This window comes from Stenotrophomonas sp. WZN-1, assembly GCF_002192255.1.
Taxonomy (GTDB): Bacteria; Pseudomonadota; Gammaproteobacteria; order Xanthomonadales; family Xanthomonadaceae; genus Stenotrophomonas.
In genome coordinates this window covers 2963068-2988594 of record NZ_CP021768.1, presented here as the reverse complement: position 1 = coordinate 2988594, position 25527 = coordinate 2963068, and the positions used below count along the sequence as shown (strand labels likewise).

General features: G+C 68.0%; 23 protein-coding genes and 2 tRNA genes. 6 read left to right on the top strand and 19 right to left on the bottom strand.

Annotated features, from left to right (window positions below):
* Positions 1-20: 20 nt before the first annotated feature.
* The 4 genes from argH to CCR98_RS14120 are packed head-to-tail and all read left to right on the top strand — an operon-like array spanning position 21 to position 4016.
* Positions 21-1316, top strand: coding sequence for an argininosuccinate lyase (gene argH, locus CCR98_RS14135; RefSeq protein ID WP_087923117.1), 1296 nt, complete (start codon positions 21-23; stop codon positions 1314-1316).
* A complete protein-coding gene (locus CCR98_RS14130; RefSeq protein ID WP_087923116.1) occupies positions 1316-1579 on the top strand; it encodes a YciI family protein in 264 nt (87 codons plus the stop codon). Before argH ends, CCR98_RS14130 begins: the two co-directional genes overlap by 1 nt.
* A gap of 11 nt (positions 1580-1590) precedes the next feature.
* The gene (gene proB / locus CCR98_RS14125; RefSeq protein ID WP_087923115.1) at positions 1591-2748 is read left to right on the top strand and encodes a glutamate 5-kinase; all 1158 of its coding nucleotides are present in this window, start codon (positions 1591-1593) and stop codon (positions 2746-2748) included.
* Positions 2745-4016 (top strand): glutamate-5-semialdehyde dehydrogenase, encoded by a 1272-nt coding sequence (locus CCR98_RS14120; RefSeq protein WP_087923114.1) that lies wholly within the window; start codon positions 2745-2747, stop codon positions 4014-4016. Before proB ends, CCR98_RS14120 begins: the two co-directional genes overlap by 4 nt.
* A 105-nt stretch (positions 4017-4121) precedes the next feature.
* Here CCR98_RS14120 and pgaD read toward each other — a convergent pair whose 3' ends face one another.
* The 10 genes from pgaD to CCR98_RS14070 all read right to left on the bottom strand — a co-directional run bounded on the left by pgaD (position 4122) and on the right by CCR98_RS14070 (position 14800).
* A complete protein-coding gene (pgaD, locus tag CCR98_RS14115; RefSeq protein WP_087923113.1) occupies positions 4122-4592 on the bottom strand; it encodes a poly-beta-1,6-N-acetyl-D-glucosamine biosynthesis protein PgaD in 471 nt (156 codons plus the stop codon).
* Positions 4589-5845, bottom strand: a complete 1257-nt coding sequence (gene pgaC, locus CCR98_RS14110) for a poly-beta-1,6-N-acetyl-D-glucosamine synthase (RefSeq protein WP_087923112.1) — start codon at positions 5843-5845, stop codon at positions 4589-4591. The genes pgaD and pgaC overlap by 4 nt, the downstream gene beginning before the upstream one ends.
* Position 5846: 1 nt before the next feature.
* Positions 5847-7733, bottom strand: a complete 1887-nt coding sequence (gene pgaB, locus CCR98_RS14105) for a poly-beta-1,6-N-acetyl-D-glucosamine N-deacetylase PgaB (RefSeq protein WP_087923111.1) — start codon at positions 7731-7733, stop codon at positions 5847-5849.
* A 1-nt stretch (position 7734) separates the two neighbouring features.
* Positions 7735-9762, bottom strand: coding sequence for a poly-beta-1,6 N-acetyl-D-glucosamine export porin PgaA (pgaA, locus tag CCR98_RS14100; RefSeq protein WP_087923110.1), 2028 nt, complete (start codon positions 9760-9762; stop codon positions 7735-7737).
* Between the two features lie 331 nt (positions 9763-10093).
* On the bottom strand, positions 10094-11299 hold the full coding sequence (locus tag CCR98_RS14095; RefSeq protein WP_087923109.1) for an MFS transporter: 1206 nt from the start codon (positions 11297-11299) through the stop codon (positions 10094-10096).
* A 220-nt stretch (positions 11300-11519) separates the two neighbouring features.
* Positions 11520-11596, bottom strand: a tRNA-Pro gene (locus CCR98_RS14090).
* Positions 11597-11736: 140 nt separating this feature from the next.
* Positions 11737-11813, bottom strand: a tRNA-Pro gene (locus CCR98_RS14085).
* A 55-nt stretch (positions 11814-11868) separates the two neighbouring features.
* Positions 11869-11985: a cytochrome bd-I oxidase subunit CydX gene (cydX, locus tag CCR98_RS14080; protein ID WP_005410354.1), complete on the bottom strand. Its 117-nt coding sequence runs from the start codon at positions 11983-11985 to the stop codon at positions 11869-11871.
* 58 nt (positions 11986-12043) lie between these two features.
* Positions 12044-13195: a cytochrome d ubiquinol oxidase subunit II gene (gene cydB / locus CCR98_RS14075; RefSeq protein ID WP_087923108.1), complete on the bottom strand. Its 1152-nt coding sequence runs from the start codon at positions 13193-13195 to the stop codon at positions 12044-12046.
* A gap of 15 nt (positions 13196-13210) precedes the next feature.
* Entirely contained in the window at positions 13211-14800 is a 1590-nt protein-coding gene (locus CCR98_RS14070; RefSeq protein ID WP_049423960.1) for a cytochrome ubiquinol oxidase subunit I, read from the bottom strand.
* Positions 14801-15027: 227 nt separating this feature from the next.
* Between CCR98_RS14070 and cydD the strand changes: the two genes are divergently transcribed.
* Together cydD and cydC are read left to right on the top strand one after the other, a co-directional pair.
* Positions 15028-16773, top strand: coding sequence for a thiol reductant ABC exporter subunit CydD (gene cydD / locus CCR98_RS14065; RefSeq protein ID WP_087923107.1), 1746 nt, complete (start codon positions 15028-15030; stop codon positions 16771-16773).
* Positions 16770-18449 carry a thiol reductant ABC exporter subunit CydC gene (gene cydC / locus CCR98_RS14060; RefSeq protein WP_087923106.1) on the top strand — a complete coding sequence of 560 codons (1680 nt, stop codon included), beginning with the start codon at positions 16770-16772 and terminating at the stop codon, positions 18447-18449. The genes cydD and cydC overlap by 4 nt, the downstream gene beginning before the upstream one ends.
* A gap of 55 nt (positions 18450-18504) precedes the next feature.
* On the opposite strand, the gene CCR98_RS14055 is transcribed toward cydC, so the two are convergent.
* The 9 genes from CCR98_RS14055 to ccmC all read right to left on the bottom strand — a co-directional run bounded on the left by CCR98_RS14055 (position 18505) and on the right by ccmC (position 25520).
* The gene (locus CCR98_RS14055) at positions 18505-18849 is read right to left on the bottom strand and encodes a DUF1294 domain-containing protein (protein WP_014037842.1); all 345 of its coding nucleotides are present in this window, start codon (positions 18847-18849) and stop codon (positions 18505-18507) included.
* A complete protein-coding gene (locus tag CCR98_RS14050; RefSeq protein WP_087923105.1) occupies positions 18850-19962 on the bottom strand; it encodes a homoserine O-acetyltransferase in 1113 nt (370 codons plus the stop codon).
* A gap of 161 nt (positions 19963-20123) precedes the next feature.
* Positions 20124-21113, bottom strand: a complete 990-nt coding sequence (locus CCR98_RS14045; RefSeq protein WP_087923104.1) for a cytochrome C biogenesis protein — start codon at positions 21111-21113, stop codon at positions 20124-20126.
* On the bottom strand, positions 21107-21556 hold the full coding sequence (locus CCR98_RS14040; protein ID WP_087923103.1) for a cytochrome c-type biogenesis protein: 450 nt from the start codon (positions 21554-21556) through the stop codon (positions 21107-21109). The genes CCR98_RS14045 and CCR98_RS14040 overlap by 7 nt, the downstream gene beginning before the upstream one ends.
* Positions 21557-21560: 4 nt before the next feature.
* Positions 21561-22178, bottom strand: a complete 618-nt coding sequence (locus CCR98_RS14035; protein WP_087923102.1) for a DsbE family thiol:disulfide interchange protein — start codon at positions 22176-22178, stop codon at positions 21561-21563.
* Positions 22179-22186: 8 nt separating this feature from the next.
* Positions 22187-24106 (bottom strand): heme lyase CcmF/NrfE family subunit, encoded by a 1920-nt coding sequence (locus CCR98_RS14030; protein ID WP_087923101.1) that lies wholly within the window; start codon positions 24104-24106, stop codon positions 22187-22189.
* Positions 24107-24568, bottom strand: coding sequence for a cytochrome c maturation protein CcmE (gene ccmE, locus CCR98_RS14025; RefSeq protein ID WP_014647764.1), 462 nt, complete (start codon positions 24566-24568; stop codon positions 24107-24109).
* Positions 24565-24753 carry a heme exporter protein CcmD gene (gene ccmD, locus CCR98_RS14020; protein WP_005410342.1) on the bottom strand — a complete coding sequence of 63 codons (189 nt, stop codon included), beginning with the start codon at positions 24751-24753 and terminating at the stop codon, positions 24565-24567. Before ccmD ends, ccmE begins: the two co-directional genes overlap by 4 nt.
* Positions 24750-25520, bottom strand: a complete 771-nt coding sequence (gene ccmC, locus CCR98_RS14015) for a heme ABC transporter permease CcmC (RefSeq protein ID WP_087923100.1) — start codon at positions 25518-25520, stop codon at positions 24750-24752. Before ccmC ends, ccmD begins: the two co-directional genes overlap by 4 nt.
* Positions 25521-25527: the final 7 nt, after the last annotated feature.

The following is a 25527-nucleotide window of genomic DNA, read 5'->3' as shown; positions in this document are numbered from 1 at the left end:
ACACGTATTCCGGAGCCCCCATGGCAGACCTTCTTTGGCAGAAGCCCGGCGTCGCTGTCGACGCCCAGATCCAGACCTTCCTCGCCGGCGACGACGTGATCCTCGACCGCGAGTTCTTCCTGCATGACATCGCCGCCAGCGCCGCGCATGCGCAGGGCCTGCAGCACATCGGCATCCTCAGCGCCGACGAACTGGCCGGCCTGCTGCGCGAGCTCGACGTGCTGGCGCAGGACTTCCGCGCAGGCCGCTTCGTGCTGGATACGCAGTACGAAGATGGCCACTCGGCGATCGAAGCACGCTTGACCGAACGTCTCGGCGATGCCGGCCGCAAGATCCACACCGGCCGCAGCCGCAACGACCAGATCCTGGTCGCCACCCGCCTGTGGCTGAAGGAAAAGCTGCAGCGCGTGGCGCAGCTCAGCGCCGAGGTGGCCAAGGTCGCGCTGGACCGTGCGCAGGCCGAGAAGGACCTGCCGATTCCCGGCTATACCCACATCCAGCGCGCCGTGGTCTCCTCGGCCGGCATGTGGTGGGCCGGCTGGGCCGAGGCTTTCATCGACAACGCCATCCGCGCCCGCGACACCCACGCACTGGTCGATGCCAATCCGCTCGGCACCGCCGCCGGCTACGGCGTGAACCTGCCGCTGGACCGCGAGCACACCACGGCGGCGCTGGGCTTTGCGCGCATGCAGGTTTCGCCGATCTACGCGCAGCTGTCGCGCGGCAAGTTCGAGCTGGCCGCACTGGAAGCCCTCGGCGGCGCCACGCTGGACCTGCGCCGCATCGCCTGGGACCTGTCGCTGTTCACCAGCGCCGAATTCGGCTTCGTGGCATTGCCGGCGCAGTACACCACCGGCAGTTCGATCATGCCCAACAAGCGCAATCCGGACGTGATCGAGCTGATGCGTGCCACCCACGCCAGCGTCGCCGCCGCGCGCACCGAAATCGAGCAGCTGCTGTCGCTGCCCTCGGGCTACCACCGCGACCTGCAGTCGTCCAAGGGCGCCATCTTCCACGGCTTCGGCCGTGGCCTGGCTGCACTGGAGCTGCTGCCGGCGCTGCTGGCCAACCTGGAATGGCGCGACGACAGGCTGCGTGCGGCGATCGACTCGGGCATGTATGCCACCGACGTCGCCGTGGAAGCGGCCGTGGCCGGTGTGCCGTTCCGCGAGGCCTACAAGGCTGCTGCAGCTGGTGCCGACAGCGCAGGGCAGGGTCGCACGCCGGAAGGCAGCCTCGCCGCGCGCGTGTCGCCGGGTTCGGCCGCGGATCTGCGCCTGGACGAACTGCGCGCGCGCTGGCAGGCGCTGTCCTGATGGCGGGCACCGCTTACCTGGTGATGGCGATGCGCCGGCCGGACTTCAACGATGCAGCGGTGCAGCCGCACCGCGATTTCCTCGACGCGTTGCAGGCGCAGGGCAAACTGCAGTTGACCGGCGGCTTCGCCGACGGCAGCGGTGGTGCCTATGTGCTGTGCAACGTCGAGAGCCTGGAACAGGCGCAGGCCATCGTCGCCACCGACCCGCTGGTGACGATGCACGCTTCCGAGCTGACCGTGCACGAGTGGAATACCCGCTGAGGCCCTGACCGATGACCCTGCACGCTGCCAACGTCGCCTCGCCGTTCCCGCAACAGGCGCTGCCGCCGTGGCGGCGTGCGGTGCTGAAGGTCGGCAGCAGCCTGCTGGCGGCCGATGGGGGCGGCCTGTCGCCACGCCACGCGCTGGGCCTGGCCCAGTTTGTTTCCGCCAACGTGCTGGCCGGGCGCGAGGTGGTGATCGTCTCCTCCGGTGCGGTTGCCGCCGGGCGCGCGATCCTGCCGCGGGCCGATGAACCCGGTGCGGCGATGGCGGCGCGGCAGGCCCTGGCCGCGCTCGGCCAAGCGCAGCTGATCGGGCTCTGGCAGCGCTTCTTCGAGCGCCCGGTGGCGCAGGTGCTGCTGACCCACGACGACCTGCGCAACCGTCGCCGCTACCTCAATGCGCGCGCCACGCTCACCGAGTTGCTGCGGCTGGGCGCGTTGCCGGTGGTGAACGAGAACGACACGGTATCGGTGGACGAACTCAAGCTCGGCGACAACGACAACCTGGCCGCGACCGTGGCCGCGCTGGTCGACGCCGATGCGCTGTTCATCGCCACCGACATCGAAGGCCTGTACAGCGCCGACCCGCGGACCGTGGCCGACGCGCGGCCCCTGCACGACGTGCCGGAACTGAGTGACGATGTGCTGGCGATGGCCGGAGGTGCCGGCTCGCGCGCCGGCACCGGCGGCATGCGGACCAAACTGGAGGCAGCGGCCAAGGCCGGCCGCCTCGGCATCGAGACCTACCTGTTCAACGGCCGCAGCAGCGACGTGGTGCGCGCGCTGGCGCAGGACCGCCTGTTCGGCACCCGCATCCATGCCGCACGCAGCCGTGAGGCCGCCCGCAAGCACTGGCTGCGGCACGCGCCGCTGGCCGAGGGCGCGATCGTCATCGATGCCGGTGCGGCACAGGCGATGCGCGAGAAGGGCGCCTCGCTGCTGCCCGGTGGCATCACCGGCGCGGAGGGCGCGTTCCGCCGCGGTGACATGGTGCAGGTGTGCTGGATCGCGCCGCAGGGGCGTGTCTGTGTCGCCCGCGGCGTCAGCCAGTACGCCGCCGACGACGTGCGCCGGATCGCCGGCCACCATTCGCGCGACATCCAGGCCGTGCTCGGCTACAACTACGGCGGCAGCGTCGTCCATCGCGACGACCTGGTGCTGCCATGACCGGTTTGAAGGACACCCCGATGAGCGAAATCGAAGCGCAGGTGCGCGCCTGCCGCGATGCGGCGCAGATCGTTGCCGGCCTCGACAGTGCGGCGCGGCGCACGCTGCTGCTGGCGATGGCGCAGGCACTGGAAGTGAATGCCGGGCTGATCCTGGCAGGCAACGCGCGGGACCTTGCCGCCGCGCGTGGCAAGGGGGTTGGCAGTGCCATGCTCGACCGCCTGGCGTTGGACCCGGCACGTCTGTTCGCGATGGCCGAAGCGGTACGCGAAGTGGCGGCACTGCCCGATCCGGTCGGCCAGGTCACCCGCGACGACGTGCGTCCGAACGGCATCCGCGTGCAGAAGGTACGCGTTCCGCTGGGAGTGATCGCGATGATCTACGAGGCGCGCCCGAACGTGACCGCCGAAGCGGCCGCGCTGTGCCTGAAGGCGGGCAATGGCGTGATCCTGCGCGGTGGTTCCGAAGCGATCCACTCCAACACCGCCATCGCCCAGGCGCTGGCCGGTGCATTGAAGGCCAACGGCGTACCGCCGGCGGCGGTGACCGTGCTGACCGACCTGCGCCGCGAAGCGATGCTGGAACTGCTGCAGCTGCATGAGCTGATCGACCTGGCCATTCCGCGTGGCGGCGAAGGCCTGATCCGTTTCGTGGCCGAACACGCGCGCGTGCCGGTGATCAAGCATTACAAGGGCGTCTGCCACCTGTTCGTGGATGCCAGCGCCGACCTCGGCAAGGCCATCGACCTGCTGGTGGATGGCAAGTGCAGCCGCCCTGCAGCCTGCAATTCGCTGGAGACGCTGCTGGTGCATCGCGATGTGGCCGAATCGTTCCTGCCGCGCGTAGCGCAGGCGCTGGGCGAGCGCGGGGTGCAACTGCGCGCCGATGCGCAGGCGCAGCCGTTGCTGCCGGGCAGCACGGCGGCCACCGAAGAGGACTATGCCGCCGAGTTCCTCGATCTGGTACTGGCGGTGCGTGTGGTCGATGATCTTGACGCGGCCATCGCGCACATCCGCACCTATACCTCCGACCACACCGAAGTGATCGCCACCGAAGACGCAGGCCATGCCGAGCGCTTCGTCAACGCACTGCGCTCGGCGGTGGTGATGGTCAACGCTTCGTCGCGTTTCTCCGACGGTGGCCAGCTGGGCCTGGGCAGCGAGATCGGCATTTCCACCACGCGCCTGCACGCCTACGGCCCGATGGGGCTGGAAGCGCTCACCGTCGAACGATTTGTCGTGCGCGGGGAAGGGCAGACGCGCAAGTAGATCCACGCCATGCGTGGATGCTCTTCGCGATAGACGCCGGTGCCGACCAAGGTCGGTACCCACCAAAGCAAGTGCCGACCAAGGTCGGCACCCAGGGCAATCGAGTTACAGCACCTCGCGGCGGATGCCGATCGGCCGCGCGTGATCGTCCATGTGCAGCGTTGCGGCCTTGCAGCCCAGCAGGCGTTCGGCCAGCCCGGTGCTGGCGCCCAGGTCGGCGGCCACCTCGTTGAGGCTGGCCAGCGGCCGCGGCAGGCGGCGCTCGCGGCCACGGAAACGGGCGCGGTTGTACTCGGCCCAGCCGATCAGCAGCACGCTGGCGCACAGCAGCATCAATGGCAGCGCCACCAGCACGTACGGGTCGAACTGGTTCTGCCGTTCGTACAGTTGCTGCCAGGCCAGCTGGCCACCGATCAGCCACGAGAGCAGGGTCACCAAGGGCGCCCACAGGTAGAAGTAGAAGCCCCAGAACGCCAGGGTGACGAAGCCCCAGGCGGTGCGCTGGAAGCGTGGTTGGCGATGCGGCTTGCGGATCATCCGCGAGTCGAAGCGGTTGGACGGACGTGTTGCGTTCATCGGATCCCCCGATCGGGACTGGTCCAGGTGGCGCGCTTGCTGCGACGGCGCAGCAGGGTTTTCGGCAGCGCCACCAGGGTGGTGGAAAGGCTGATCAGCCAGTACGCCATCGGGTACCAGATGACCCAGAAGTAATTGCGTCCAATCTGTGTCTCGTAACGCCGGTCGATGATCAGGCTGCTGGCGAACTGCAGCAGGCAGACCAGTGCCAGGATCACGCCATGCCACTCCGGCAGCAGGCTGGCGATATGCAGATGCGGCGGCAGCTCGATGAACTTGCCCAGTGCCCACAGCAGCACGATGAACAGCATGGTGTAGGCCCACATCACGCTCAGCACGTACTCCAGCAACACGCCCCACATGCGGCGCTCTTTCCAGTGCAGCAGCGAGCGCGCGTGGCGCAGCATCACCTCCACGCCACCCTGGGCCCAGCGCAGGCGCTGCCGCCACAGCCCCTTGAGCGTTTCCGGCATCAGGATGAAGCACAGCGCGTTCGGTTCGTAGCGGATATCCCAGTGCGCGCGCTGCAGGCGCCAGCTGATGTCGATGTCCTCGGTCACCATGTCATCCGACCACCAGCCGACCTGGTGCAGGGCGGTGCGGCGGAAACCGGCGATCACGCCGGATATGGTGAAGATGCGGCCATATACGCGCTGCGCCCGCTTGATCATGCCGATGATCGAGGAGAACTCGGCCACCTGCAGGCGCCCGAGCAGGGTGGAGCGGTTGCGGATGCGCGGGTTGCCGGTGACCGCGCCGACCCGGTTGCCACTGACCAGGTGCCAGATCATCCAGTGCAGCGCGTGTTCTTCCAGCATTGCATCGCCGTCGATGCACACAAGATATTCCGAGCGTGCCGCCAGCGCGCCCATGCGCAGGGCGTTGGCCTTGCCCAGGTTGCGATCCAGGTGCAGCACGCGCAGCCGCGGGTGCTTCGCGGCCAGCGCATCCAGGCGGGCACCGGTGTCGTCGCTGCTGCCATCGTCGATGGCGATTACCTCGTAGTCGGCCGGATAGCGCTGTGCCAATGCCGCACCAAGCGTGTCGCCCAGGTTCTCCGCTTCGTTGTGGCAGGGAATCAGCAGGCTGGCGAACGGTGGATCGATCATCAGCGGTGGATCGTTGCGTGGCCGCGAATGCCGCTCGCGCCGGAAGTAGTAGTACAGGCCACCGGACATCCAGAAGAACGCCATCACCATCGGGTAGTAGAAGGCGAACTGGAACAGGACCTGCAGCAGCGGATGCATGTCCATGTCACTTCTCCGGGTACGGGAAGGTGCCGGCGGACATCGCCGCGCGGGCATCGCGGGTGGAGGGGTGGTCGGCGATGAAGTCGTCCGGGTACCAGGCGAAGTGGTGCACGCGCTGCGCCTGCAGCTGGCGGATCTGCGCGCGCAGGCGCTCGGCGGGAATCGGTCGCCCGCTGCGCCAATCGACGGTCTGCAGCTCGAACAGCGTGTGCTGAAGCTGCGGGTCGTGTGCGCGTACCGCGGCCAGCAACTGATCGAGCCAGCGCTCGGGGTGCCTGCTGCCTTCCATCCAGGGCATCGCCATCAGCGCCGTCTGGTCGTAGGCCTTGTTGAACAGGTCCAGGCGTTGCGCGAACCAGGCTTCGCTCTGCGGGCGCAGCACCGGCTCCGCGTACAGGTTGCGCACCGTTGCCAGTTTCGGCCGCCAGCGCTGCGCACTGTCGCGCAGGGCCAGGGTGAAGTCGATCAGTGCCTGGGTACGTGCACTGCCATCGTCGCCGGTCGCCAGAGCGGGCAGCTCGGTGTCGCGCAGGTAGCCGTCGTCATGGAACAGCAGGCCTTCGAAGTAGGAATTGACCGCCAGGTCCTCGTAGATGTCGAGCATGATCTGCCGGGCTTTCGGGTTGGTGAAATCCAACCGGTACATGCCGTCGGCATCACCATTGCGGATCGCCAGCGCCTTGCGCTGCACGGGGTCGGGCAGCTCGAAGCCGAGTACCGGCAGCCACGCGTAGACCTTCACCCCAGCGCGGGATTTCAGCTGCCAGGCGACGCGGCTGAACAGGTCCGCCCGCATCGGCATGTGCCGGTTCGGGAAATACAGCGCATCGGCGGTGTTGTTGCCGTCCGGGTCGGCGAAGGCCTGCAGGTAGACATGGGTCGGTGCGATGCGCTTGACCCGCTCGATCAGTGCATCGAGATTGCGCGCCTGCTGTGCGGGGTCGGGGTCGTACACATCATCCAGGTCGATCTGCAGGGCGCGGATGCCGTCGAGCGCCACGTCACGGCGCAGTTCATAGGCCAGGCCTTCCACGGTCGGGTTGTCGCTGACCAGGAAGCGCGCCAGGCCATGCAGGTCGCTGGCCACCGGCGTGCTGCGGCCCTCCAGGTCGAACGAGACCGGCATGCCCAGCTGCTCGGCGATGTCGTTGCTCAACTGGTTGTAGGCGGCGTACGGCCAGACGATGGCGCGCGGACGTACGCCGAGATGCTGTTCGATGCGCTGCACGCTGCGTGCGAGGTCGGTGCGCAGGCGCTGCTCATACTGTGCCTCGCTTTCGTAGCTGTGCGTGGCGGGGGTGTAGATGCGGGTGACCACGGCGGGCGTGGAATTGCCCTGTGGATTGGCGAGCACGCCGTGGTGCAGGTCGTCGGTATGGCTGGCCACTTCGATCAGGCCGCTGTCGTGCATCTGCTTCAGCTGCGCCCAGGTGACGAAATCATCGTGGCCGAACGGGCGGTAGCCGTAGTCGATGGTGCGGCCCGGCGCCATGTCCACGTAGTCGGTGATCACCGCCACCAGGGCCGGGTAGTGGTAGGCCTGCAGCAGCGGGAAGGCCTTGTCGTAGACGCTGCGCAGGCCATCGTCGAAGGTCAGCAGCACCGGTTTCGGCGGCAGCGTGGCACGGCCCTGCGAGGCTTCGATCACCTGCGACAGCGAGACCGGGTGGTAGCCATGCGCGCCCAGCCAGTCCAGGTGTGCGGCGAAGTTCTGCGTGCTCACCGCATAGGTATCGGCATCACCCTTGGCAGCCACCTGATCGCGGATGTCGTGGTAGCTGAGGATCAGCAGGCCGTTGTCGATCGCATCAAGATGCAGGGGCTGCTGCGCGAACGCCGGTGGCACGCAGGCCAGCAGCAGGAGCACGATCAGTCGCAGGATGCGGGCCATGTCAGTCTCCCCAGCGCAGTGCGGCTTCGAAGCCGATATGGCGTTCGCGATGGCCGTCGTAGACCGGCCGTGACCAGCGCACGCCGTACTCGAACACGCGGCCGGGGCCCAGCTGCCATTCATGCATGTAGGACACCGACGGCACCAACGCACTGCCGAAGCCGTCCTGCCAGTAGTCGCCCAGCGAGACGGTCAGCCGGTGCCGGAAGTGGCGCTCGTAATGCCGCCACAGCTGCTGGTCGATGCGCAGGCCGATCTCGACCATGCGGTCGCGTTTCGGATTGAAGTAGGGCGCATCGTCGCGGCTGCCGCGACTGGTGTAGGCGCTGGCCAAGCCATCGATCAGCCAGCGGGGGCGGGTCAGCAGGCGCTGTTCCAGGCGGGTGCTGAACAGCTCGCGATGGTTGCCATCGTCGTAGCGGAAGCGGCTGGCGCCGAACATCCAGTGGGTGAGCTCGCTGCGCCGGTAGTCCACCTGCGCGCTCACGCTGTCGGCGGTGATGCCGGCCGCGCGCGCCTGCATCGAGGCGTCCGGATCATTGCGCGCGGCCACCACGCCGGCATGCCAGTAATCGTTGAACTGCCAGCCGACACCGGCGCGCAGGCCGGTATCGCCGATGTGGTCGTTGGCGCGCAGTACGGCTGCTTCTGCATCCAGCCGCCCGAAGCGGTAACGCACGCCCGCGCCCAGCCACAGCGGATCGATGCGCTGGTCCTGGAAGTCGGTCGAACGCCGGTCGGCGAGGGCGAACAACCGCCAGCGGTCATCAAGGATCGGCGTCTCCACTTCCACGCCGTAGTGGCGATCGTTGTTGCCCAGTGGCGAGGTGCCACCGCCCCCGGAGCTGTGGCCGATGTCGGTCCACGCCTGCAGCTGCCAGCCGCGATGCGCACGCCAGGCCTGGTCCATGCGTTCGACCGCCGGCTGGGTGGGATAGCGCGCGACCAGGTCATCGTGCAGCGGTCGCGCCAGGTCGTCGCGCTGCAGAGCAACGTAGGCTTCTTCCATGCCCAGGCGCGGTTCGATGTCACGCGGGTCCAGTGCGTGTGCCATCTGCTGGCGCTGCAGCGCCCTGCGTGGCCAGCCGCGCATCATGTAGACGCTGCCCAGCGCACTCTGCAGCCCGCCGTTGCCGGGTGCGATCTCGACCATCGACTCCAGGTCGTGCTGCGCGGTGTGCAGGTCGCCGCTGTAGGCGCGCACCATCGCCAGGTTGAGATCGGCCTCGTAGCGCGACCAGTTCGCGTAGGGTGACTTGCCGTTGCTCCAGCGCCACGCCGGCTCCTTGTCGCGCCATGCCTGCAGCAGGTCGATGGCCTTTTCCTGCTGTTCGCTTTCCAGGTAGGCGTAGGCCAGCTCCGAATGCGAGGCGTCGCGTGTCGGGTCGCCGGCCACCGCGGCCTGCAGCACCGGAATGGCTTCCTCCGGGTGCAGGGTGCCCATCAACGAATCGCCCACTGCGGGCAGCACATAGTCGGGCAGCGTGTGGCCTTCGGCCTGCAGTGCCCGCGCTTCCTCGCGGACCTGTGCATGGCGGCCCAGCCGGTTGAGCAGGATCAGGCGGTCCATGCGGATCCGCAGCGGTGCCTGCGCGGGCGGCGTGCCTTCGCCGCCGAGATAGCGTTGCATGCGCGCGAGGGTCGATTCGGCCTCTTCCAGGCGGCTGTCCTCGCTACTGCTGTAGGCCAGGCTCCAGACCACCAGCTTGGCCAGGTAGTCACCTTCCAGGCGCTGTTTCTGCGCATCGTCGAAGAGTTGCGGGCGCTGCTGGTACAGCTCCCACGCGCGCCAGGCGTTGCCGATGTCGCCCAGCGTCAATACGCGCAGCTTGAACAGCAGGTCGTCGTTGGGTTGCTGCTGGCTCGCGCGCTCGATCGCGCCCAGGGCGTCCAGCCAACGCGCCTGGTCTCGATAGCGGCCGATCTCGGCCAACGCCGCCTCGCGGTCGGGCGGGGCAGCGAGGCTGGCCCAGGCGAGGGCGGTGCAGGCAAGGCCGACGCAGAGCGCCAGCCGGCGGTGGACAACCATTGGGGACCCCCTTGGCTTCCTAACCAGACAACCTGAAAAATGTGACGCACATCACATGCCAGATTTTGAGATGGCCGTGGCCTGCGTCACTCCCCTCGCGAACTCCCATCCAGCAGGGATGGGCGGAACCAGGACAGCGACCTGCAATGTCTTGTCTGAAACGAGAGTCCCCCGCACACCGAGTGGTGGCCTGGGCGGCGCGGCCGCCCCCATGCCCGATGCCGGCACGCGGCAAGGATGGGCATTCGTGGGCACTATCCGCCCGGAATTGTCAGCCCGGCGTCAAAATGCGCAAACGGGCTGACGAGCGGTAGGTGGGGCCCCCGGGCGGTTACCAGAGATCTTCGAGCTTGCGCGGCTTGCAGGCCACCCACGAGGCGCACAGCATCAAGGTGGCGCAGCCGAACAGGAAGCTGAACGGGAGCGTCCAGCCGTCGCTGACCGTGTGCAGCCAGCCGACCAGGAACGGGCCCAGGCAGCTGAAGCTGTAGCCCACGCCCTGCATGAAGCCGGACAGCGCGGCCGAGCCGGTCGGGGTGCGGGTGCGCAGGTTGATCAGGGTCAGTGCCAGCGGGAAAGTGGACGGACCCACGCCGAGCAGGCAGGCCCACAGCAGTGGCGCCTTCATCGGTGCCAGCAGCAGGCCGGTGAAGGCGATCACGAACGAGAAGAAGCCGATCAGGACCAGCGGGAACGGGTTCTGCATGCGCACTGCCATGGATGGAATGACCAGCGACGGCAGCAGGCCCAATGCCGAGAACACGGCGACCATCACGCCCCCGAACGCGGGCGTGCCACCGGCCTCGACCACGATGCGTGGCAGCCAGGTGAACATCGAGTAGGTCATCAGCGAGGTCATGCCGAACATCAGCGTCATGCTCCAGCCCAGCGACGTGCGCCAGACCTTGCCATGCGGCTGTGCGGTCGGGTCGGACGCGTCGGTCTGCGGCTTCGGCGCGCGGGTGGCCAGCACCAGCCACGGCAGTGCGGCAGCCAGCGCCAGCAGCGCCCACATGCCCAGCGACACGCGCCAGCCTGCGGCGTTGGCCACTGGCACCGCCAGCAGCGCCGGCAGCATCGTGCCCAGCTGCAGCACGCTGATGTAGAGCGTGCTCATGGTGCCGACCTTGTTGGCGAAATAGCGCTTCACCAACGGCGGCACCACCACGTTGCCGATGCCCATGCCGGCCAGTGCCACCACCGAACCCAGCAGCAGCGTGCCGACGTTGCCGGCGCTGGAACGCAGCAGCAGGCCGGCCATTGCCATCACCATCGCCAGCAGCGTGGTGCGCTCCAGCCCGAGGCGCCGCGCCAGTGCCGGCGTGGCCACGCCGAACAGCGCGAACGAGGCGGTCGGCAGCATGCCCAGCACGCCGGTCATGGTCGTGCCGAAGCCAAACTGCTGGCCGAGCACGTCCAGCAGCGGGGTGATCGAGGTGACCGCGGTGCGCAGGTTGATCGCTGCCAGCAGGATCGCGGCGAACGCGAGGACGCGACCGTGCAGCAGCGACGGCGAATCGGAAGGGGAGGAACTCATCGGTGGTCCTTGCAGGTGTCGCACGCCGCCGCAGCGGCATGCAGCGCCGGCATCGGTCTACGCCGAAGCGGCAGGTGGGGAAGGGGCTGCTGGCGGGCCGCAGCGCGGCCATTGTACGTGCGGGCTCCGGCAAGGTCCCGTCAGGCGGGCGGCCGGGTGCCTGATAAAAAAAAACCCGGAGGACAGTGATGTCTTCCAGGCTTCTTGGTGACCACCGAAGTGGTCGGGGAGACAGGATTCGAACCTGCGACCTCTACGTCCCGAACGTAGCGCTCTACCAGACTGAGCTACACCCCGAAGGGAGCCGCCTATTCTAGCGATTCACCCCGATGGCGGCAAGGGGTGAATGCCGTTTTCTTCACACTGCCGAAGCAGTGCCACTTCAGGGAACAAAAAAGCCTGGACGACTTCACCAGGCTTCAATGCGACCACTTGAGTGGTCGGGGAGACAGGATTCGAACCTGCGACCTCTACGTCCCGAACGTAGCGCTCTACCAGACTGAGCTACACCCCGAAGGAGCCGCCTAAGATACCGTGTGAAGGCCAAGGCGGCAAGGTTTTTTTACAGCTCAGCGACGATTTTCTTTCTCGATGCGGTTCTGCTCGCGGGCTTCGAACCACATGCCGTTGAGGATGGCCACCGTCGAGGCGAGGCCGGCACCGAGAATCCAGGCGAAATACCACATGATCAGTCTCCTTCATTCCGGGTAGGTGCCGACCGTTGGTCGGCACACGTGCAAGCGATCAATACGCGTTCGGGTTGTTGCCCATTTCTTCGGTGGTGGTCTTGCCCTTCAGCACGCGGTACACCCAGGTGGTGTAACCGATGATGATCGGCAGGAACACCGCCGTAGCCAGCAGCATGATCCACAGGGTCAGGTGGCTGGACGAGGCATCCCACACGGTCAGGCTGGAGGTGGGCTGGCTCGAGGACGGCAGCAGGAACGGGAAGATGGCGAAGCCGACGGTCAGGATGATGCCGGCGATGGCCGCACCGGAGGCGATGAAGGCCAGGCCGCCGCGACGGGCACGCAGCAGCACCGCACTGGCCAGCAGGCCGGCCAGGCCGAGCAGCGGGGCCAGGATCGTGGCCGGCATCGTGCTGTAGTTGCGCATCCAGCCACCGGCGGCGCCGAGTTCGGCGGTCTTCAGCAGCGGATTGGTGGCGCCATCGGTGACCACCTGCGAGGTGATCTGGTAACCCGGCAGGCCGAAGGCCACCCAGGCGCCACCGACGGCGAACAGCACGAGGGCGATGATCGCGGCGATGCTGCCGAAGCGGGCCGCACGCTCGGCCACCGGGCCATCGGTCTTCAGTACCAGCATGGCGGCACCGTGGGCGACCAGCATCGACACGCTGAGCAGGCCGGCCAGCAGCGCGAAGGGCATCAGCAGGCCGAAGAACGAGCCGGTGTAGAAGATGCGCATGCTGTCATCGAAGTGGAACGGCACGCCCAGCACCACGTTGCCCACCGCCACGCCCATGATCAGCGCCGGGATGAAGCCACCGATGAACAGCGCCCAGTCCCAGGTGTTGCGCCAGCGCTCGCTGGGCATCTTGCTGCGGAACTTGAAGCCGACCGGACGCAGGATCAGGGCGAACAGGATCACGAACATCGCCAGGTAGAACCCGGAGAAACTGACCGCATACAGCGGCGGCCAGGCGGCGAAGATCGCACCGCCACCGAGCACCAGCCATACCTGGTTGCCTTCCCAGACCGGGCCGATGGTGTTGATCACCAGCCGGCGCTCGGCATCGTTGCGGGCGACGAAGGGCAGCAGGGTGCCTACGCCGAGGTCGAAACCATCCATCACGGCGAAGCCGATCAGCAGGATGCCGAGCAGCAACCACCAGAGCACGCGCAGCGTGGTGTAGTCCAGAAGAATGAAATCCATCTTGGTTCTCCTGCCTCAGGCCTGGCCGGCGGCCGGCGCCGAGGCATTGTGGGAAGCATGCGGCTGGGGCGACTGCAGCGACGGCAGCACCTCGTCCGGACCCTTACGGATCGCCTTGAGCATCAGCTTGATCTCGACCACGATCAGCGCGGTGTAGATCGCGGTGAAGCCGGCCAGGGTCAGCACGATTTCATGCAGGGCCAGGCCCGATGCTGCATAGAAGGTCGGCAGCACGCCGTCGACCGCCCACGGCTGGCGACCGTATTCGGCCACGAACCAGCCACATTCGATCGCGATCCACGGTGCCGGCAGCGTCCACAGGGCCAGCTTGAGGAACCAGCGCTTGTCCTGGAAGTTGTTGCGGCAGGAGTAGTAGAAGGCCAGTGCGAAGAAGGCGATCAGGTAGAAGCCCAGGCCGGCCATCACGCGGAAGGTCCAGAACAGCGGCATCACGCGCGGCACGGTGTCCATCGCCGCCTGCGAGATTTCCTGCGGGGTGGCGTTGAGGATGTCATCGCGGTAGCGCTTGAGCAGCAGGCCATGGCCCAGGTCCTGCCAGTGGCGGTCGAACATCTCGCGCGCCTCAACGTCGTTCTTGTTGGCGCGCAGGCGTTCCAGTGCACCGTAGGCCAGCTGGCCGCCACGCACGCGGTGCTCGGCGCGCTCGACCAGTTCCAGGATGCCCGGGATCGGCTGGTTCAACGAGCGGGTGGCGATCAGGCCCATCAGGTACGGGATCTTCACCGCGTAGTCGTTCTGGTGGGTTTCCTGGTTCGGAATGCCGAAGGCGGTGAAGTCGGCCGGCGCACGCTCGGTCTCCCACATCGCTTCGATCGCGGCCAGCTTCATCTTCTGGTGTTCGCTGGCGGCGTAACCGCTCTCGTCACCCAGCACCACCACCGACAGCGACGACAGCAGGCCGAAGGCTGCGGCCACCGCGAACGAACGGCGGGCCAGGTCCTTGTGCTTGTTGCGCAGCAGGAACAGGGCGCTGATCGCCATCACGAACACCGCACCGGTCACGTAACCGGCGCTGACGGTGTGCACGAACTTGGCCTGCGCCACCGGGTTGAACACCACGGCCATGAAGTCGACGACTTCCATGCGCATGGTTTCCGGGTTGAACACCGCACCGGTCGGGTTCTGCATCCAGCCGTTGGCGATCAGGATCCAGATGGCCGACAGGTTGGTGCCCAGCGCCATCAGCCAGGTCACCATCAGGTGCTTGACCTTGGTCAGGCGGTTCCAGCCGAAGAAGAACAGGCCGACGAAGGTGGCTTCCAGGAAGAACGCCATCAGGCCTTCGATGGCCAGCGGCGCACCGAAGATGTCACCCACGTAGTGGCTGTAGTAGGACCAGTTCATGCCGAACTGGAACTCCATCACGATGCCGGTGGCGACGCCCATGGCGAAGTTGATGCCGAACAGGACGCCCCAGAACAGGGTCATCCTGCGCCAGATCTCCTTGCCGGTCATCACGTACACGCTCTCCATGATGGCCACCATGAAGGACAGGCCGAGGGTGAGTGGTACGAATAGGAAGTGGTACATCGCGGTCAGCGCGAATTGCAGCCGCGACAGTTCTACGACTGTCTGATCAATCATGGCCTGGCTACCTCGTGGATAGTGCCGTTGCAGGTGGCGGGAAGGGTGGTCTACGACGTGAATGATGTGACCGACTACTTCAAACAGCCTTGATCCAGATCAATGTATGAACAGGTGCCCCGGTTGATCGTATGCCAACCTGATGAAGACTGCGACCGCTGGCCGCAGAGGCCGGCTATTGCCTGCGCCTACAATGCCGTGTCTCCCCCATTGCCCGTGAAGACCCCTTGAGCGCTGCCGAAACGCCCCCTGACGGCCTGTCCCCGGAAGCTGAAACCGCCCGCCAGCGGCGTGTGCGCACGGCCTGGCTGGCCGATCTGGCACGTTCCGCCCGGGGCCGCCAGCGTCTGGCCGCGCTGTGCATCAGCCTGTCCGGCGCGCTGTTGATCGGCCAGGCTGCCGCCATCGCGTGGCTGGTTCAGCTGGTGCTGGTGGAGCGCGCGCCGCTGGCCTCGGGGCTGCCGGTGCTGGCGGGACTGGCCGTGATCCTGGTGCTGCGTACTTTGCTGGGCAGCGCCACCCAGGCCGCTGCCGGTGACGTGGCCGATTCCGCCCGCCTGGCACTGCGCGAACGCGTGTTCGCGCGCCTGCTGGGCCATGGCCCGCTGTGGCTGCGGCAGCGCCGCACCGGTGAACTGGGCGAACTGATGCTGCACCACGGTGATGCGATCGAGAGTTATTACAGCGGCTTCCTGCCGGTGCGCACCGAAGTGGTGGTGGTGCCGCTGCTGATCCTGGCCGCTGTCGCCTGGGTGGACTGGGTGGTGGCGCTGATCCTGCTGTTCACCGCGCCGCTGGTGCCGTTCTTCATGATGCTGGTGGGCTGGGGCGCCGAAGCCGCCGGGCGCGCGCAGCTGGGTGAACTGGCGCGCATGAGCGGTCATTTCGCCGACCGGATCAAGGGCCTGGGCCTGCTGCGCCTGTATGGACGCGGTGACGCCGAGCTGGAGGGCATCGAGGCCGCCGCCGAAGGCGTACGCGTGCGTACCCTGAAGGTGCTGCGCATCGCGTTCCTGTCGTCCACGGTGCTGGAATTCTTCGCCTCGGTGAGCGTGGCGATGGTCGCGCTGTACCTGGGCCTGAGCTATCTGGGCATGATGTCGCTGCATGCAGCGGTGCCGACGCTGGGTGCAGGCCTGTTCTGCCTGCTGCTGGCGCCGGAGTTCTATGCGCCGCTGCGACGGCTGGCCGCGCACTACCATGATCGTGCCAATGCACTGGCAGCTGCCGCCGAAGTGGAGCGCCTGCTGCAATCGCTGCCGGACGAGCAGGGCCTGATCGAGAACGAGGTTGCACCGCTGGCGGTGGAGCCGGCCGAGGCCGCCTTGCCGCCGTTGCAGGCACAAGGGCTGGTACTGCGCCCATTGGGTGCTCCGCGGGATGTGCTGCAGGATCTGGACCTGCTGCTGGAGCCGGGCCAGCGCCTGGCCCTGGTCGGTCCCAGTGGGTCCGGCAAAAGCACGCTGCTGGAGGCGCTGGCCGGCTGGCTGCCGCCGCGTGCCGGCAAGCTGCAGCTGCGACCTGGCGTGCAGGTGGCCTATGCCAGCCAGCGGCCGTACCTGTTCCACGGCAGCATCGCCGACAACCTGCGCCTGGCCGATCCCGGTGCCAGCGATGCACGGCTGCGCGCGGTGGCCGAGGCCTCGCAGGTCCTGCAGTTTGCCCAGCGCCTGCCGCAGGGGCTGGACACGGTGATCGGCGAGCGCGGCTTCGGCCTGTCCGGTGGCGAAGCCCGCCGCATCGGCCTGGCCCGCCTGTTGCTGCGTGATCCGCAGGTGCTGCTGCTGGACGAGCCCACCGCATTCCTCGATGCCGATACCGAAGCGGTCCTGCTGCGCAGCCTGGCCGCGTATGCACGCGGGCGCAGCGTGGTGGTCGCCACCCACAGCCCGGCGGTGATCGCGTGGGCTGACCGTTGCCTGCTGTTGCCGGAAGGCCGCCTGGTGGAACCGGCACAGGCGGTGCGCGCATGAGCCGTTCGCCTGATTCGCTGCGCGCGGTGTTCCTGCGCCACCGGCCGCGCCTGTTGCTGACCATGCTGCTGCTGTGGACCACGATGCTGGCCGGCACCGCGCTGCTCGGCCTGTCCGGTGGTTTCCTCACGGCGGCCGCGCTGGCCGGTGCGGCCGGCCTCGGCCAAGGCTTCAACTTCTTCTCACCCTCGGCCGGCATCCGTGGCCTGACCATGGCGCGCATCGTGTCGCGCTACTTCGAAAAGCTGGTCGGCCACGATGCCACGCTGCGCATCGCCCGCGACCTGCGCGTGTGGTTCTTCCGCCGCGCGCTGCCACTTGCCCCGGCACGGTTGGGGGCCACGCGTACCGGCGAGCTGCTGGCGCGGCTGCTGGGGGACATTGGCGAAGTGGATGGACTGCTGGTGCGTGCGATCGGGCCGCTGGTGGCGCTGGGTGCGCTGTCACTGGTGGCGGTCGCCTCGGCAGCGCTGATCCTGCCCTCGGCAGCGGTACTGCTGGCGGTGCTGGCGCTGCTGATCGCCTTCGGCGTGCCGTGGCTGGGCGTGCGTGGCCATGACGACGAAGAGGCCGATCGTGCCGCGCATCGTGCCGCATTGCGTACCGCCGCATTCGAAGGGCTGGAAGGTGCCGGCGATCTGGCCGCGCTGCATGCCGATGCGGCCTGGCAGCTGAAGGTGCGCGTGGCTGCCAAGCAACTGGCCTCGCGTGATCGTCGCCGGCGCTGGCGCCTGATCGCGGCCTCGACCCTGCACGGCCTGGTCGCGGGCCTGGGGCTGGTGGCGATGCTGGCGTTGGCGCTGCACGCCGCCGAACAGCAGCACATCGCGCCGGAAATGGCCGCGGGCCTCGTGTTCCTGACCGTGGCGCTGATCGAACTGTGGGCCGGCATGGGCCTGGCCTGGCAGTCGCTGCAGTCCGGGCGCATTGCGGCCGATCGCCTGCAGGCCATCGTCGAACAACCGCCGACGGTGCAGGATCCGCAGGCGCCGCAGCCGGTGCCGCAGGCGGCGCGCGTGCATTGGGATGACGTGCATTTCCAGTGGCCGGGTGCCGCGCGGCCGGTGCTGTCCGGCCTGCAGCTGACTCTGGCGCCGGGCGAACGCATCGCGATTCGCGGCGACAGCGGCAGTGGCAAGACCACGCTGTCCAGCCTGCTGCTGCGGCTGTGGGATCCGCAGCAGGGGCGAATCACCTATGGTGGCCGCGACCTGCGCGACGTCGCCCAGGCCGAGTGGCACCGCCAGCTGGCCTGGCTGCCGCAGAACGCACCGGTGTTTGCCGGCACGGTGGCCGAGAACCTGCGGCTGGGTGATCCCGACGCCAGCGACGCCGCGTTGTGGGCGGTACTGCGCCGCGTTCGGCTGGGTGACTGGGCCGAGCACAACGGTGGCCTGCAGGCCTGGGTCGGCGAGAACGGCGCGACGATGTCGGCAGGCCAGGCGCGACGGCTGGCGCTGGCGCGCGCGCTGTTGCGCACTGCGCCGATCCTGCTGCTGGACGAACCGACCGAAGGCCTCGATGTGGATACCGCGCGCGCGCTGCTGCAGGATCTATCCGGCTTGCTGGACGGGCGCAGCCTGCTGATGATCACCCACGACGACCTGCCCGACGGCGTGGTCGATGCGCAGTACCGGTTGCGCGATGGCGTGTTGGAGCGCGAAGTGCTTCGGTAGATGCCGACCTTGGTCGGCACATCCACGCATGGCGTGGATCTACCCATTCGAACGGTTACCGCGAAAACTCGCGCAGCATCACTGCGATCGAGGCGACGTTGGCCAGCACGCACAGCCAGAACACCCACTGGAATTCGGCCTTGCGGTGCTTGTGGCGGAACAGCGCCTGGCCCAGCAGCGCGCCTGGCCAGCCCCCGGCGAAGGCCAGCAACTGCAGGGTGCGCTCGGGTATCCGCCATTGCTTTCGCTGTGCCGCGCGCTTGTCATGGCCGTACAGCCCGAACGACACCGCGCTGGCCAGCAGGCACCAGCCGCCCAGCCACAGCGGCAGTACGCCGCTGATCATCAAGGCGGCCAGCGCGCCGAATGCGGCCAGCGCGAGATTACGCCGCCACGCCACTTACAGCGCGTCGAGGAAGCCGCGCACGGCCGGGCCGAAACGCTCGAAATCGACGAGGAAGGCGTCATGGCCCTGCGGCGACTCCAGGCCGATGAAGCGCGCGTCGGCACCGCCGGCACGCAGGCCGTCGGCGACCTGTTGCTGCTGCTGCACCGGGAACAGGATGTCGGTGTTGGCGCCGATTGCCAGTGCCTTCTCCACCCGGATTTTCGCCAGCCCGGCCAGCACGTCGCCGTCGGCATACTCGGCCAGGTCGAACCAGTCCATCGAACGGCTCAGGTACAGGTAGCAGTTCGGATCGAAGAAGCGCACGAAGCGCCGTGCATGGCCTTCCAGATAGCTTTCCACCTGGAATTCAAGGCCGAACGGATCGTCGTCGGCCTGGTCCGAATCCAGCCGCACGCGGCCGAAACGGCCATCCCATTCCAGTGCCGAGCGGTAGGTGATCACGCCGAGCTTGCGTGCCATGCGCATGCCGGACTCGGGGTACTCGGCATCGTCGTAGCGACCGCCATTCCAGCGCGGGTCGAGACGGATTGCCTCGCGCTGCAGCGAGCGGATCGCGATCGAGAACGGCAGCGCCTGCGCACTGCCGGAAATGTTGACGTGGCTGCGCGCGACGCCCGGATGCAGCATCAGCACCGCCAGTGCGGTCATGCCGCCCATTGAATTGCCGACCACGCAGGCCAGCTGTTCGATGCCCAGTGCACGCACGACTTCGATCGCGGCGCGTGCGCCGTCTTCGATCGACAGCTCGGGGAAGTCCAGGCGATAGGGTTCACCGCTGGCCGGGTTGAGCGAGGCGGGACCGGTCGAGCCCTTGCAGCTGCCCAGCGAGTTCACGCAGACCACGAACCAGCGGTCGGTATCGATCGGCCTGCCGGGGCCGACCATGCCTTCCCACCAGCCCGGCGCCGGGTTGGCCTCGTTGGCCGCCGCATGTGCGTCCGGCGACAGGCCGGTCACGATCAGGATCGCATTGCTGGCGTCCGCCGCCAGCGTTCCCCAGGTTTCATAGGCCACGCGTGCGCCATGCAGGGCGCCACCGCGTTTGAACGGGAACGGCGAGGGCAGGGCGTGGAAGCGGGTGCCGGGCGGGATGAATTCGGTCATGCAGTCATTCTAGCGGGGCCGCATGTGGAGCTGGCGACACGCTGGTTTCCATCGGTGCCCGTATCCACGCATGGCGTGGATCTACTGTAGAGCCGAGCCCATGCTCGGCTGCCGTTGGTTTCCTGGCATTTGGCAGCCGAGCATGGGCTCGGCTCTACAGGTCAGGGAAACCGCAACTCCACCACGCCTTCATGCGGCAGGCTCACTTTCACCGGAACGCTCTGCAGGTCATCCTCGCTGCGGTTGGCGCTGCCGCTGCGCGAGATGCGTGCCAGCACTTCCACTTCGCGGTGGGCCGACAGCGGTGCGGTCGGCATCGGGCTGTCACCGTCGCCCAGCCCGACCGTGGCCGGGAAACCGGCCAGGGGCAGCTTGCGCGCGGCCACCGGCATCGGCGGTCCACCCACGGCGCGGGCCAGCACGAATACCTGGGTACTGGCGGGCCACTCGGTGTTCTTCAGCGCAGGCAGCTGCACGCGCACCTGCAGCAGCGCCGATGGCGCCGCAGCGGCAACATCGGGCGCCTGGCCGGCGGCCTCGCGGGCGATGGCGATCTGTGCCTGCAGCGCCTGCGCGGCACCCGGTTCCAGTCGTGGCAACAGGCCGCTCCACACGTCAGCGGCCTCGGCATTCTTTCCGCGCTGGCGCAGGGCGATGCCCAGCAGCCAGCTGGCGCGCTCGGCGTCCGGGGCCAGCGTGCGCGCCTGCTGCAACCAGGCCATTGCGGTGTCATCGAACTGCTTGCCGGCATCGGCCTGCGCGCGCGCCTGCGCGGCTTCCACCAGCACGCCCGGATCATCCGGTGCCAATGCGGCGGCCCTGGCGAAGGCATCCGCCGCGGCTGAGACATTGCCTAGCTCCGCCTGCGACCGTCCGAGCAATGCCCAGCCATCGGCACGCTGCGGATCACGCTTCAGTGCGTCCTGCAAGGCCTGCACGCCATCGCGCAATGTCGCCACCGAGGGCGCCGGCTGCACCTGTGCCGCACGCGGGTCACCGACCAGCAGATACAGGCAGGCGCCGGCGACGCCCAGCGCGAGCACGCCCACCACGAAACCGCGGCGACCGTGCCGGCGCAGCGGCCACAGCACAAGCGCCGCCATCAGCGCGGCGACCAGACCGGCAAGCACCGGCAGCCAATGGCTCACCATCCGTCTCCCTCATCGGCCTTGCTTGCCGGCATCGCCGCTACCGCGCGGCCACGGCGGCGGACGATGCCCAGCACCACCAGTGCGCCGGCGCCGAGCACCAGCAGCGGGCCGCCCCACAGCAGCCAGGTACCCGGCTGCAACGGCGGCTGGTAGAGCACGAACTCGCCGTAGCGGGCGACCAGGAACTGCTTGATCTGTGCGTCGTCGTGGCCCTGCTGCATCAACTGCAGCACCTCGCGGCGCAGGTCCTGCGCGATCTGCGCGTTGGAATCGGCCAGTGACTGGTTCTGGCACTGCACGCAGCGCAGCTGCGCGGCCAGGTCGTGGAAGCGGCGTTCTTCGGCGCCATCGCGGAACTGCAGCGGCTGCGGATCGTGCAGCGGCTGCTGGGCCAGCGCGGCCAGCGGCAGCATCAGGAGCAGCAGGGCCAGCAGCCAGCGCATGGGCTCAGGGTGCCGTGTGCAGGGTGTTGCTGGCACTGCCCTGGGCCTTCTCGATCTTCTGCAGCGCCGGGATCAGCTTCTCGTCCACCACGCGCTGGGTCATCGCACCGCTGTACTTCCAGCGCACGATGCCGCTGCCATCGACCAGGAAGGTTTCCGGTGCGGCAGTCACGCCCCAGTCGATCGCGGTGCGGCCCTCGACGTCGCTGAGCACCACCATGAACGGGTTGCCCAGCTGTTCCAGCCAGTGCAGCGCATCGGTCGGGTCGTCCTTCCAGTTGTAGCCGATCACGCGCACGCGCTTGCTCTCGGCGAACCGGGTCAGCACCGGGTGTTCTTCGCGGCAGGCCGCGCACCAGCTGCCCCACACGTTCAGCAGGTAGGGCGCGCCGCGCAGGTCGTCGCTGTGCACGATCATCTCAGGGTCGTGCAGCACCGGCAGCGCGAACGCCGGCGCCGGCTTGTCGATCAGCGCCGACGGCAGTACGTCGCGCTGCGGATCACCCGATTTCATCACCCCGTAGATCATCAGCCCGAGCAGGCCGAAGAAGAACAGCACGCCGATCACGATGGCTACCGGCGGCAGCGGGCGGGAGGGGCGCGGGGCGGGGGACTCGGACATGGGAACTCCTACGGACGACGGAAACGGCGGTCGGCGGCGGTGATGAATCCGCCCAGGGCCATCAGCAGCGCGCCCAGCCAGATCCAGCGCACGAACGGCTTGATGTGCACCCGGACCGCCCATGCATTGTTGCCCAGCGGCTCGCCCAATGCCACGTAGACATCACCATCGAAGCGTGCATCGATGCCGGCCTCGGTCATCACCTGGCCGCCGCTGGCGTACTGGCGCTTCTCCGGGTGCAGCAGCGCCAGCTCACGGCCGTTGCGGAACACGCGCAGGTGGCCACGGTCGGCGATGAAGTTGGGGCCTTCGCGATGGTCCACGCCCTCGAAGCGCACTTCGTAGCGGCCGACCACCAGCTGCTGGCCCGGTGCCAGTGCCACCTCGCGCTGCACGTTCAGCGCTTCCACCAGCAGCGCGCCAGCCAGGAACACGGCAATGCCGGCATGGGCGACGATCATGCCGAGCATTTCGGCGGTGAAGCGGCCATTGCCGCGCAGTCGTTGCCAGACGAAGCGTGCGGTACCGAAGCCGACCCAGACCGCGGCAGCGACACCGAGACCGGCCTTCCAGCCGTTCTGCGGCGCCTGCCACCAGGCCAGCGCGCCCAGCAGCAGCGCCAGGCCCAGCCACGGTGCCAGCAGCGCGACCGCGCGCGAGGGCTGGTCGCGCTGCCACTTCACCAGCGGGCCGAACGGCAGCAGCAGGATCATCGGCGCCATCAGCAGCAGGAACAGGCTGCCGAAGTAGGGCGGGCCGACCGAGATCTTGCCCAGCGACAGCGCATCGGCCAGCAGCGGGTACAGCGTGCCGAGCAGCACCATCGCGCAGGCGGTGGCCAGCAGCAGGTTGTTGGCCAGCAGCAGGGTCTCGCGCGAGGTGGCGGTGAAGCCACGACGCGGATCGTCGGCGTCCACGCTCAGCTGGTTGGCACGCAGCGCATACAGCAGCAGGCTGCCGCCGACCAGCACCGACAGGAACACCAGGATGAACAAGCCACGCGAGGGATCGGCGGCGAACGAATGCACGCTGGTCAGCACGCCGGAGCGCACCAGGAACGTGCCCAGCAGCGACAGCGCGAAGGCGGCGATCGCCAGCAGCAGGGTCCAGCTGCCGAAGGTGCCACGCTTTTCAGTGACGGCCTGCGAATGGATCAGCGCCGCGCCGACGAGCCAAGGCATGAAGCTGGCATTTTCCACCGGGTCCCAGAACCACCAGCCGCCCCAGCCCAGCTCGTAATAGGCCCACCAGCTGCCCAGCGCGATGCCCAGGGTCAGGAACCCCCAGGCGACGTTGGTCCACGGCCGCGTCCAGCGCAGCCAGCGTGCGTCGACGCGGCCTTCCAGCAATGCGGCCACCGCGAACGCGAACGGCACCGCGAAGCCGACATAGCCGATGTAGAGCATCGGTGGGTGGATGATCAGCCCAGGGTCCTGCAGCAGCGGGTTGAGGTCGCGGCCTTCCAGCGGCGCCGGGTTCAGGCGCAGGAACGGATTGGAGGTGAAGATCAGGAAGGCGAGGAAGCCGACGCTGACCACGCCCATCACCGCCAGTACGCGCGCCTGCACCGGCGCCGGCAGGTGCCGCGAGAACAGCGCCACCGCGCCGGTCCACAGCGCCAGCACCAGCGCCCACATCAGCAGCGAACCCTCGTGCGCGCCCCAGACCGCCGAGTAGCGGTAGACCATCGGCAGCAGCGAATTGGAGTTCTCGGCCACGTAGCGTACCGAGAAGTCCTGCTGCACGAACGCGGCGGTCAGCACGGAGAATGCGCCAGCGACCAGCAGCAGCTGCGCGAACGCGGCAGGTCGTGCCACCGCCATCCACGCCGTGTTGTTGCGCTGCGCGCCGACCAGCGGCAGGCCGGCCTGCAGCAGCGAGGCCAGCAACGCGCACAGCAGCAGGATCTGACCCAGTTCGGGCAACACTCAGCGCACCTCGGGTGCCGTCACCGGCACGTCGTGCTTGCGATGGGCGTCGCCCATCTTGTCGGCCACTTCCTTCGGCACGTACTTCTCATCGTGCTTGGCCAGCACCTCGTCGGCGACGAAGGTGCCGTCCTGCAGTCGGCCACTGGCGACCACCGCCGTGCCCTCGGCGAACATGTCCGGCAGGATCCGCGACGTGGTCACCGCCAGCTGGGCATCGCCGTCGGTCACTTCAAAACGTGCCTCCAGCGAGCCGACCGGTCGGTTGAAGGAGCCTTTCACCACCATGCCGCCGAGGCGGAAGCGCGACTGCGCATCGACATCGCCGCGCAGGACTTCCGAGGGGGTGTACAGGTAGGCAATGTTGCGCTCCAGCGCCATCGCCACCAGCGCGGTAGCCAGGCCGGAGGCGAGCAGGGCCAGCAGCACCCACACCAGGCGGCGACGCTGTACCGGGGTCATCGTTCCAGCTCCGTCGACAGCGGCGCCGCTGCGTCCTGCCTGCCGGCGCGGGTCTGCTGCCGTTGCTGCCGGGCCAGTGCCAGCCGACGCGCCACGCGCAGGCGCAGCCACGAACCGATGGCATCGGCGCCGAGCACCAGCACGAACACGGCGTAGGCGCCGATCACATAGGGCAGGTGGGTCATGGCTGGGCCTCCCGGGCCGGGCGTTCGGCATCGACGCGACCACCGACCCAGGCCTTGCCGGCCTCGCGGTCGAGATTGTCGGCGCGGGCCTTGGCCAGCACCGAGCCGGCGAACCAGAACTTGGTGCCGATCACCATCCACCACAGCGGCGCGATCATCGCGCTGCTGATCGCCGATTCACCGAATACGTTGATCGACTGGCGCTGGTGCAGGCCACCCCACCAGTCCACCGAGTAGCGGATCACCGGCAGCAGGCTGACACCGACGATGGCCAGAAGGCCGGCTGCGCGCGCGGCGCTGCGGCGGTCCTCGATGGCGTGGTACAGGCCGATCACGCCCAGGTACAGGAACAGCAGCACCAGCTCGCTGGTCATGCGCGGGTCCCAGTCCCACCAGGTGCCCCAGGTGCCCTTGCCCCAGATGCTGCCGGTCAACAGGGTGATCAGGGTGAAGCCGGCACCCATCGGCGCACAGGCCATCGCCAGGATCTCGCAGACCTTGATCCGCCAGATCAGTGCGATGGCCGCATACAACGCCATCAGCGCGAACACGAACAGGCTCATCCAGGCACTGGGCACGTGGATGTAGAGGATGCGGAAGCTGTCCAGCTGCTTGGCTTCCGGCGGTACCACCAGCAGCGCCTGCCACATGCCGACCAGCAGCACCGGCACCGCCGCGAGGTAGAACACCCGCGACCAGCGGGCAGCGAAACGGTCGAACGTGGGGGGCGAACCGAGTTGGTGGAACCAGCGGACAATCGGATTCATGCGTGGC

Bases quoted from the DNA above. Each gene is read 5' to 3' on its own strand.
- argH (WP_087923117.1), top strand. From the start codon at position 21: ATGGCAGACCTTCTTTGGCAGAAGCCCGGCGTCGCTGTCGACGCCCAG.
- CCR98_RS14130 (WP_087923116.1), top strand. From the start codon at position 1,316: ATGGCGGGCACCGCTTACCTGGTGATGGCGATGCGCCGGCCGGACTTC.
- proB (WP_087923115.1), top strand. From the start codon at position 1,591: ATGACCCTGCACGCTGCCAACGTCGCCTCGCCGTTCCCGCAACAGGCG.
- CCR98_RS14120 (WP_087923114.1), top strand. From the start codon at position 2,745: ATGACCGGTTTGAAGGACACCCCGATGAGCGAAATCGAAGCGCAGGTG.
- pgaD (WP_087923113.1), bottom strand. From the start codon at position 4,592: ATGAACGCAACACGTCCGTCCAACCGCTTCGACTCGCGGATGATCCGC.
- pgaC (WP_087923112.1), bottom strand. From the start codon at position 5,845: ATGGACATGCATCCGCTGCTGCAGGTCCTGTTCCAGTTCGCCTTCTAC.
- pgaB (WP_087923111.1), bottom strand. From the start codon at position 7,733: ATGGCCCGCATCCTGCGACTGATCGTGCTCCTGCTGCTGGCCTGCGTG.
- pgaA (WP_087923110.1), bottom strand. From the start codon at position 9,762: ATGGTTGTCCACCGCCGGCTGGCGCTCTGCGTCGGCCTTGCCTGCACC.
- CCR98_RS14095 (WP_087923109.1), bottom strand. From the start codon at position 11,299: ATGAGTTCCTCCCCTTCCGATTCGCCGTCGCTGCTGCACGGTCGCGTC.
- cydX (WP_005410354.1), bottom strand. From the start codon at position 11,985: ATGTGGTATTTCGCCTGGATTCTCGGTGCCGGCCTCGCCTCGACGGTG.
- cydB (WP_087923108.1), bottom strand. From the start codon at position 13,195: ATGGATTTCATTCTTCTGGACTACACCACGCTGCGCGTGCTCTGGTGG.
- CCR98_RS14070 (WP_049423960.1), bottom strand. From the start codon at position 14,800: ATGATTGATCAGACAGTCGTAGAACTGTCGCGGCTGCAATTCGCGCTG.
- cydC (WP_087923106.1), top strand. From the start codon at position 16,770: ATGAGCCGTTCGCCTGATTCGCTGCGCGCGGTGTTCCTGCGCCACCGG.
- CCR98_RS14050 (WP_087923105.1), bottom strand. From the start codon at position 19,962: ATGACCGAATTCATCCCGCCCGGCACCCGCTTCCACGCCCTGCCCTCG.
- CCR98_RS14045 (WP_087923104.1), bottom strand. From the start codon at position 21,113: ATGGTGAGCCATTGGCTGCCGGTGCTTGCCGGTCTGGTCGCCGCGCTG.
- CCR98_RS14040 (WP_087923103.1), bottom strand. From the start codon at position 21,556: ATGCGCTGGCTGCTGGCCCTGCTGCTCCTGATGCTGCCGCTGGCCGCG.
- CCR98_RS14035 (WP_087923102.1), bottom strand. From the start codon at position 22,178: ATGTCCGAGTCCCCCGCCCCGCGCCCCTCCCGCCCGCTGCCGCCGGTA.
- ccmE (WP_014647764.1), bottom strand. From the start codon at position 24,568: ATGACCCCGGTACAGCGTCGCCGCCTGGTGTGGGTGCTGCTGGCCCTG.
- ccmD (WP_005410342.1), bottom strand. From the start codon at position 24,753: ATGACCCACCTGCCCTATGTGATCGGCGCCTACGCCGTGTTCGTGCTG.
- ccmC (WP_087923100.1), bottom strand. From the start codon at position 25,520: ATGAATCCGATTGTCCGCTGGTTCCACCAACTCGGTTCGCCCCCCACG.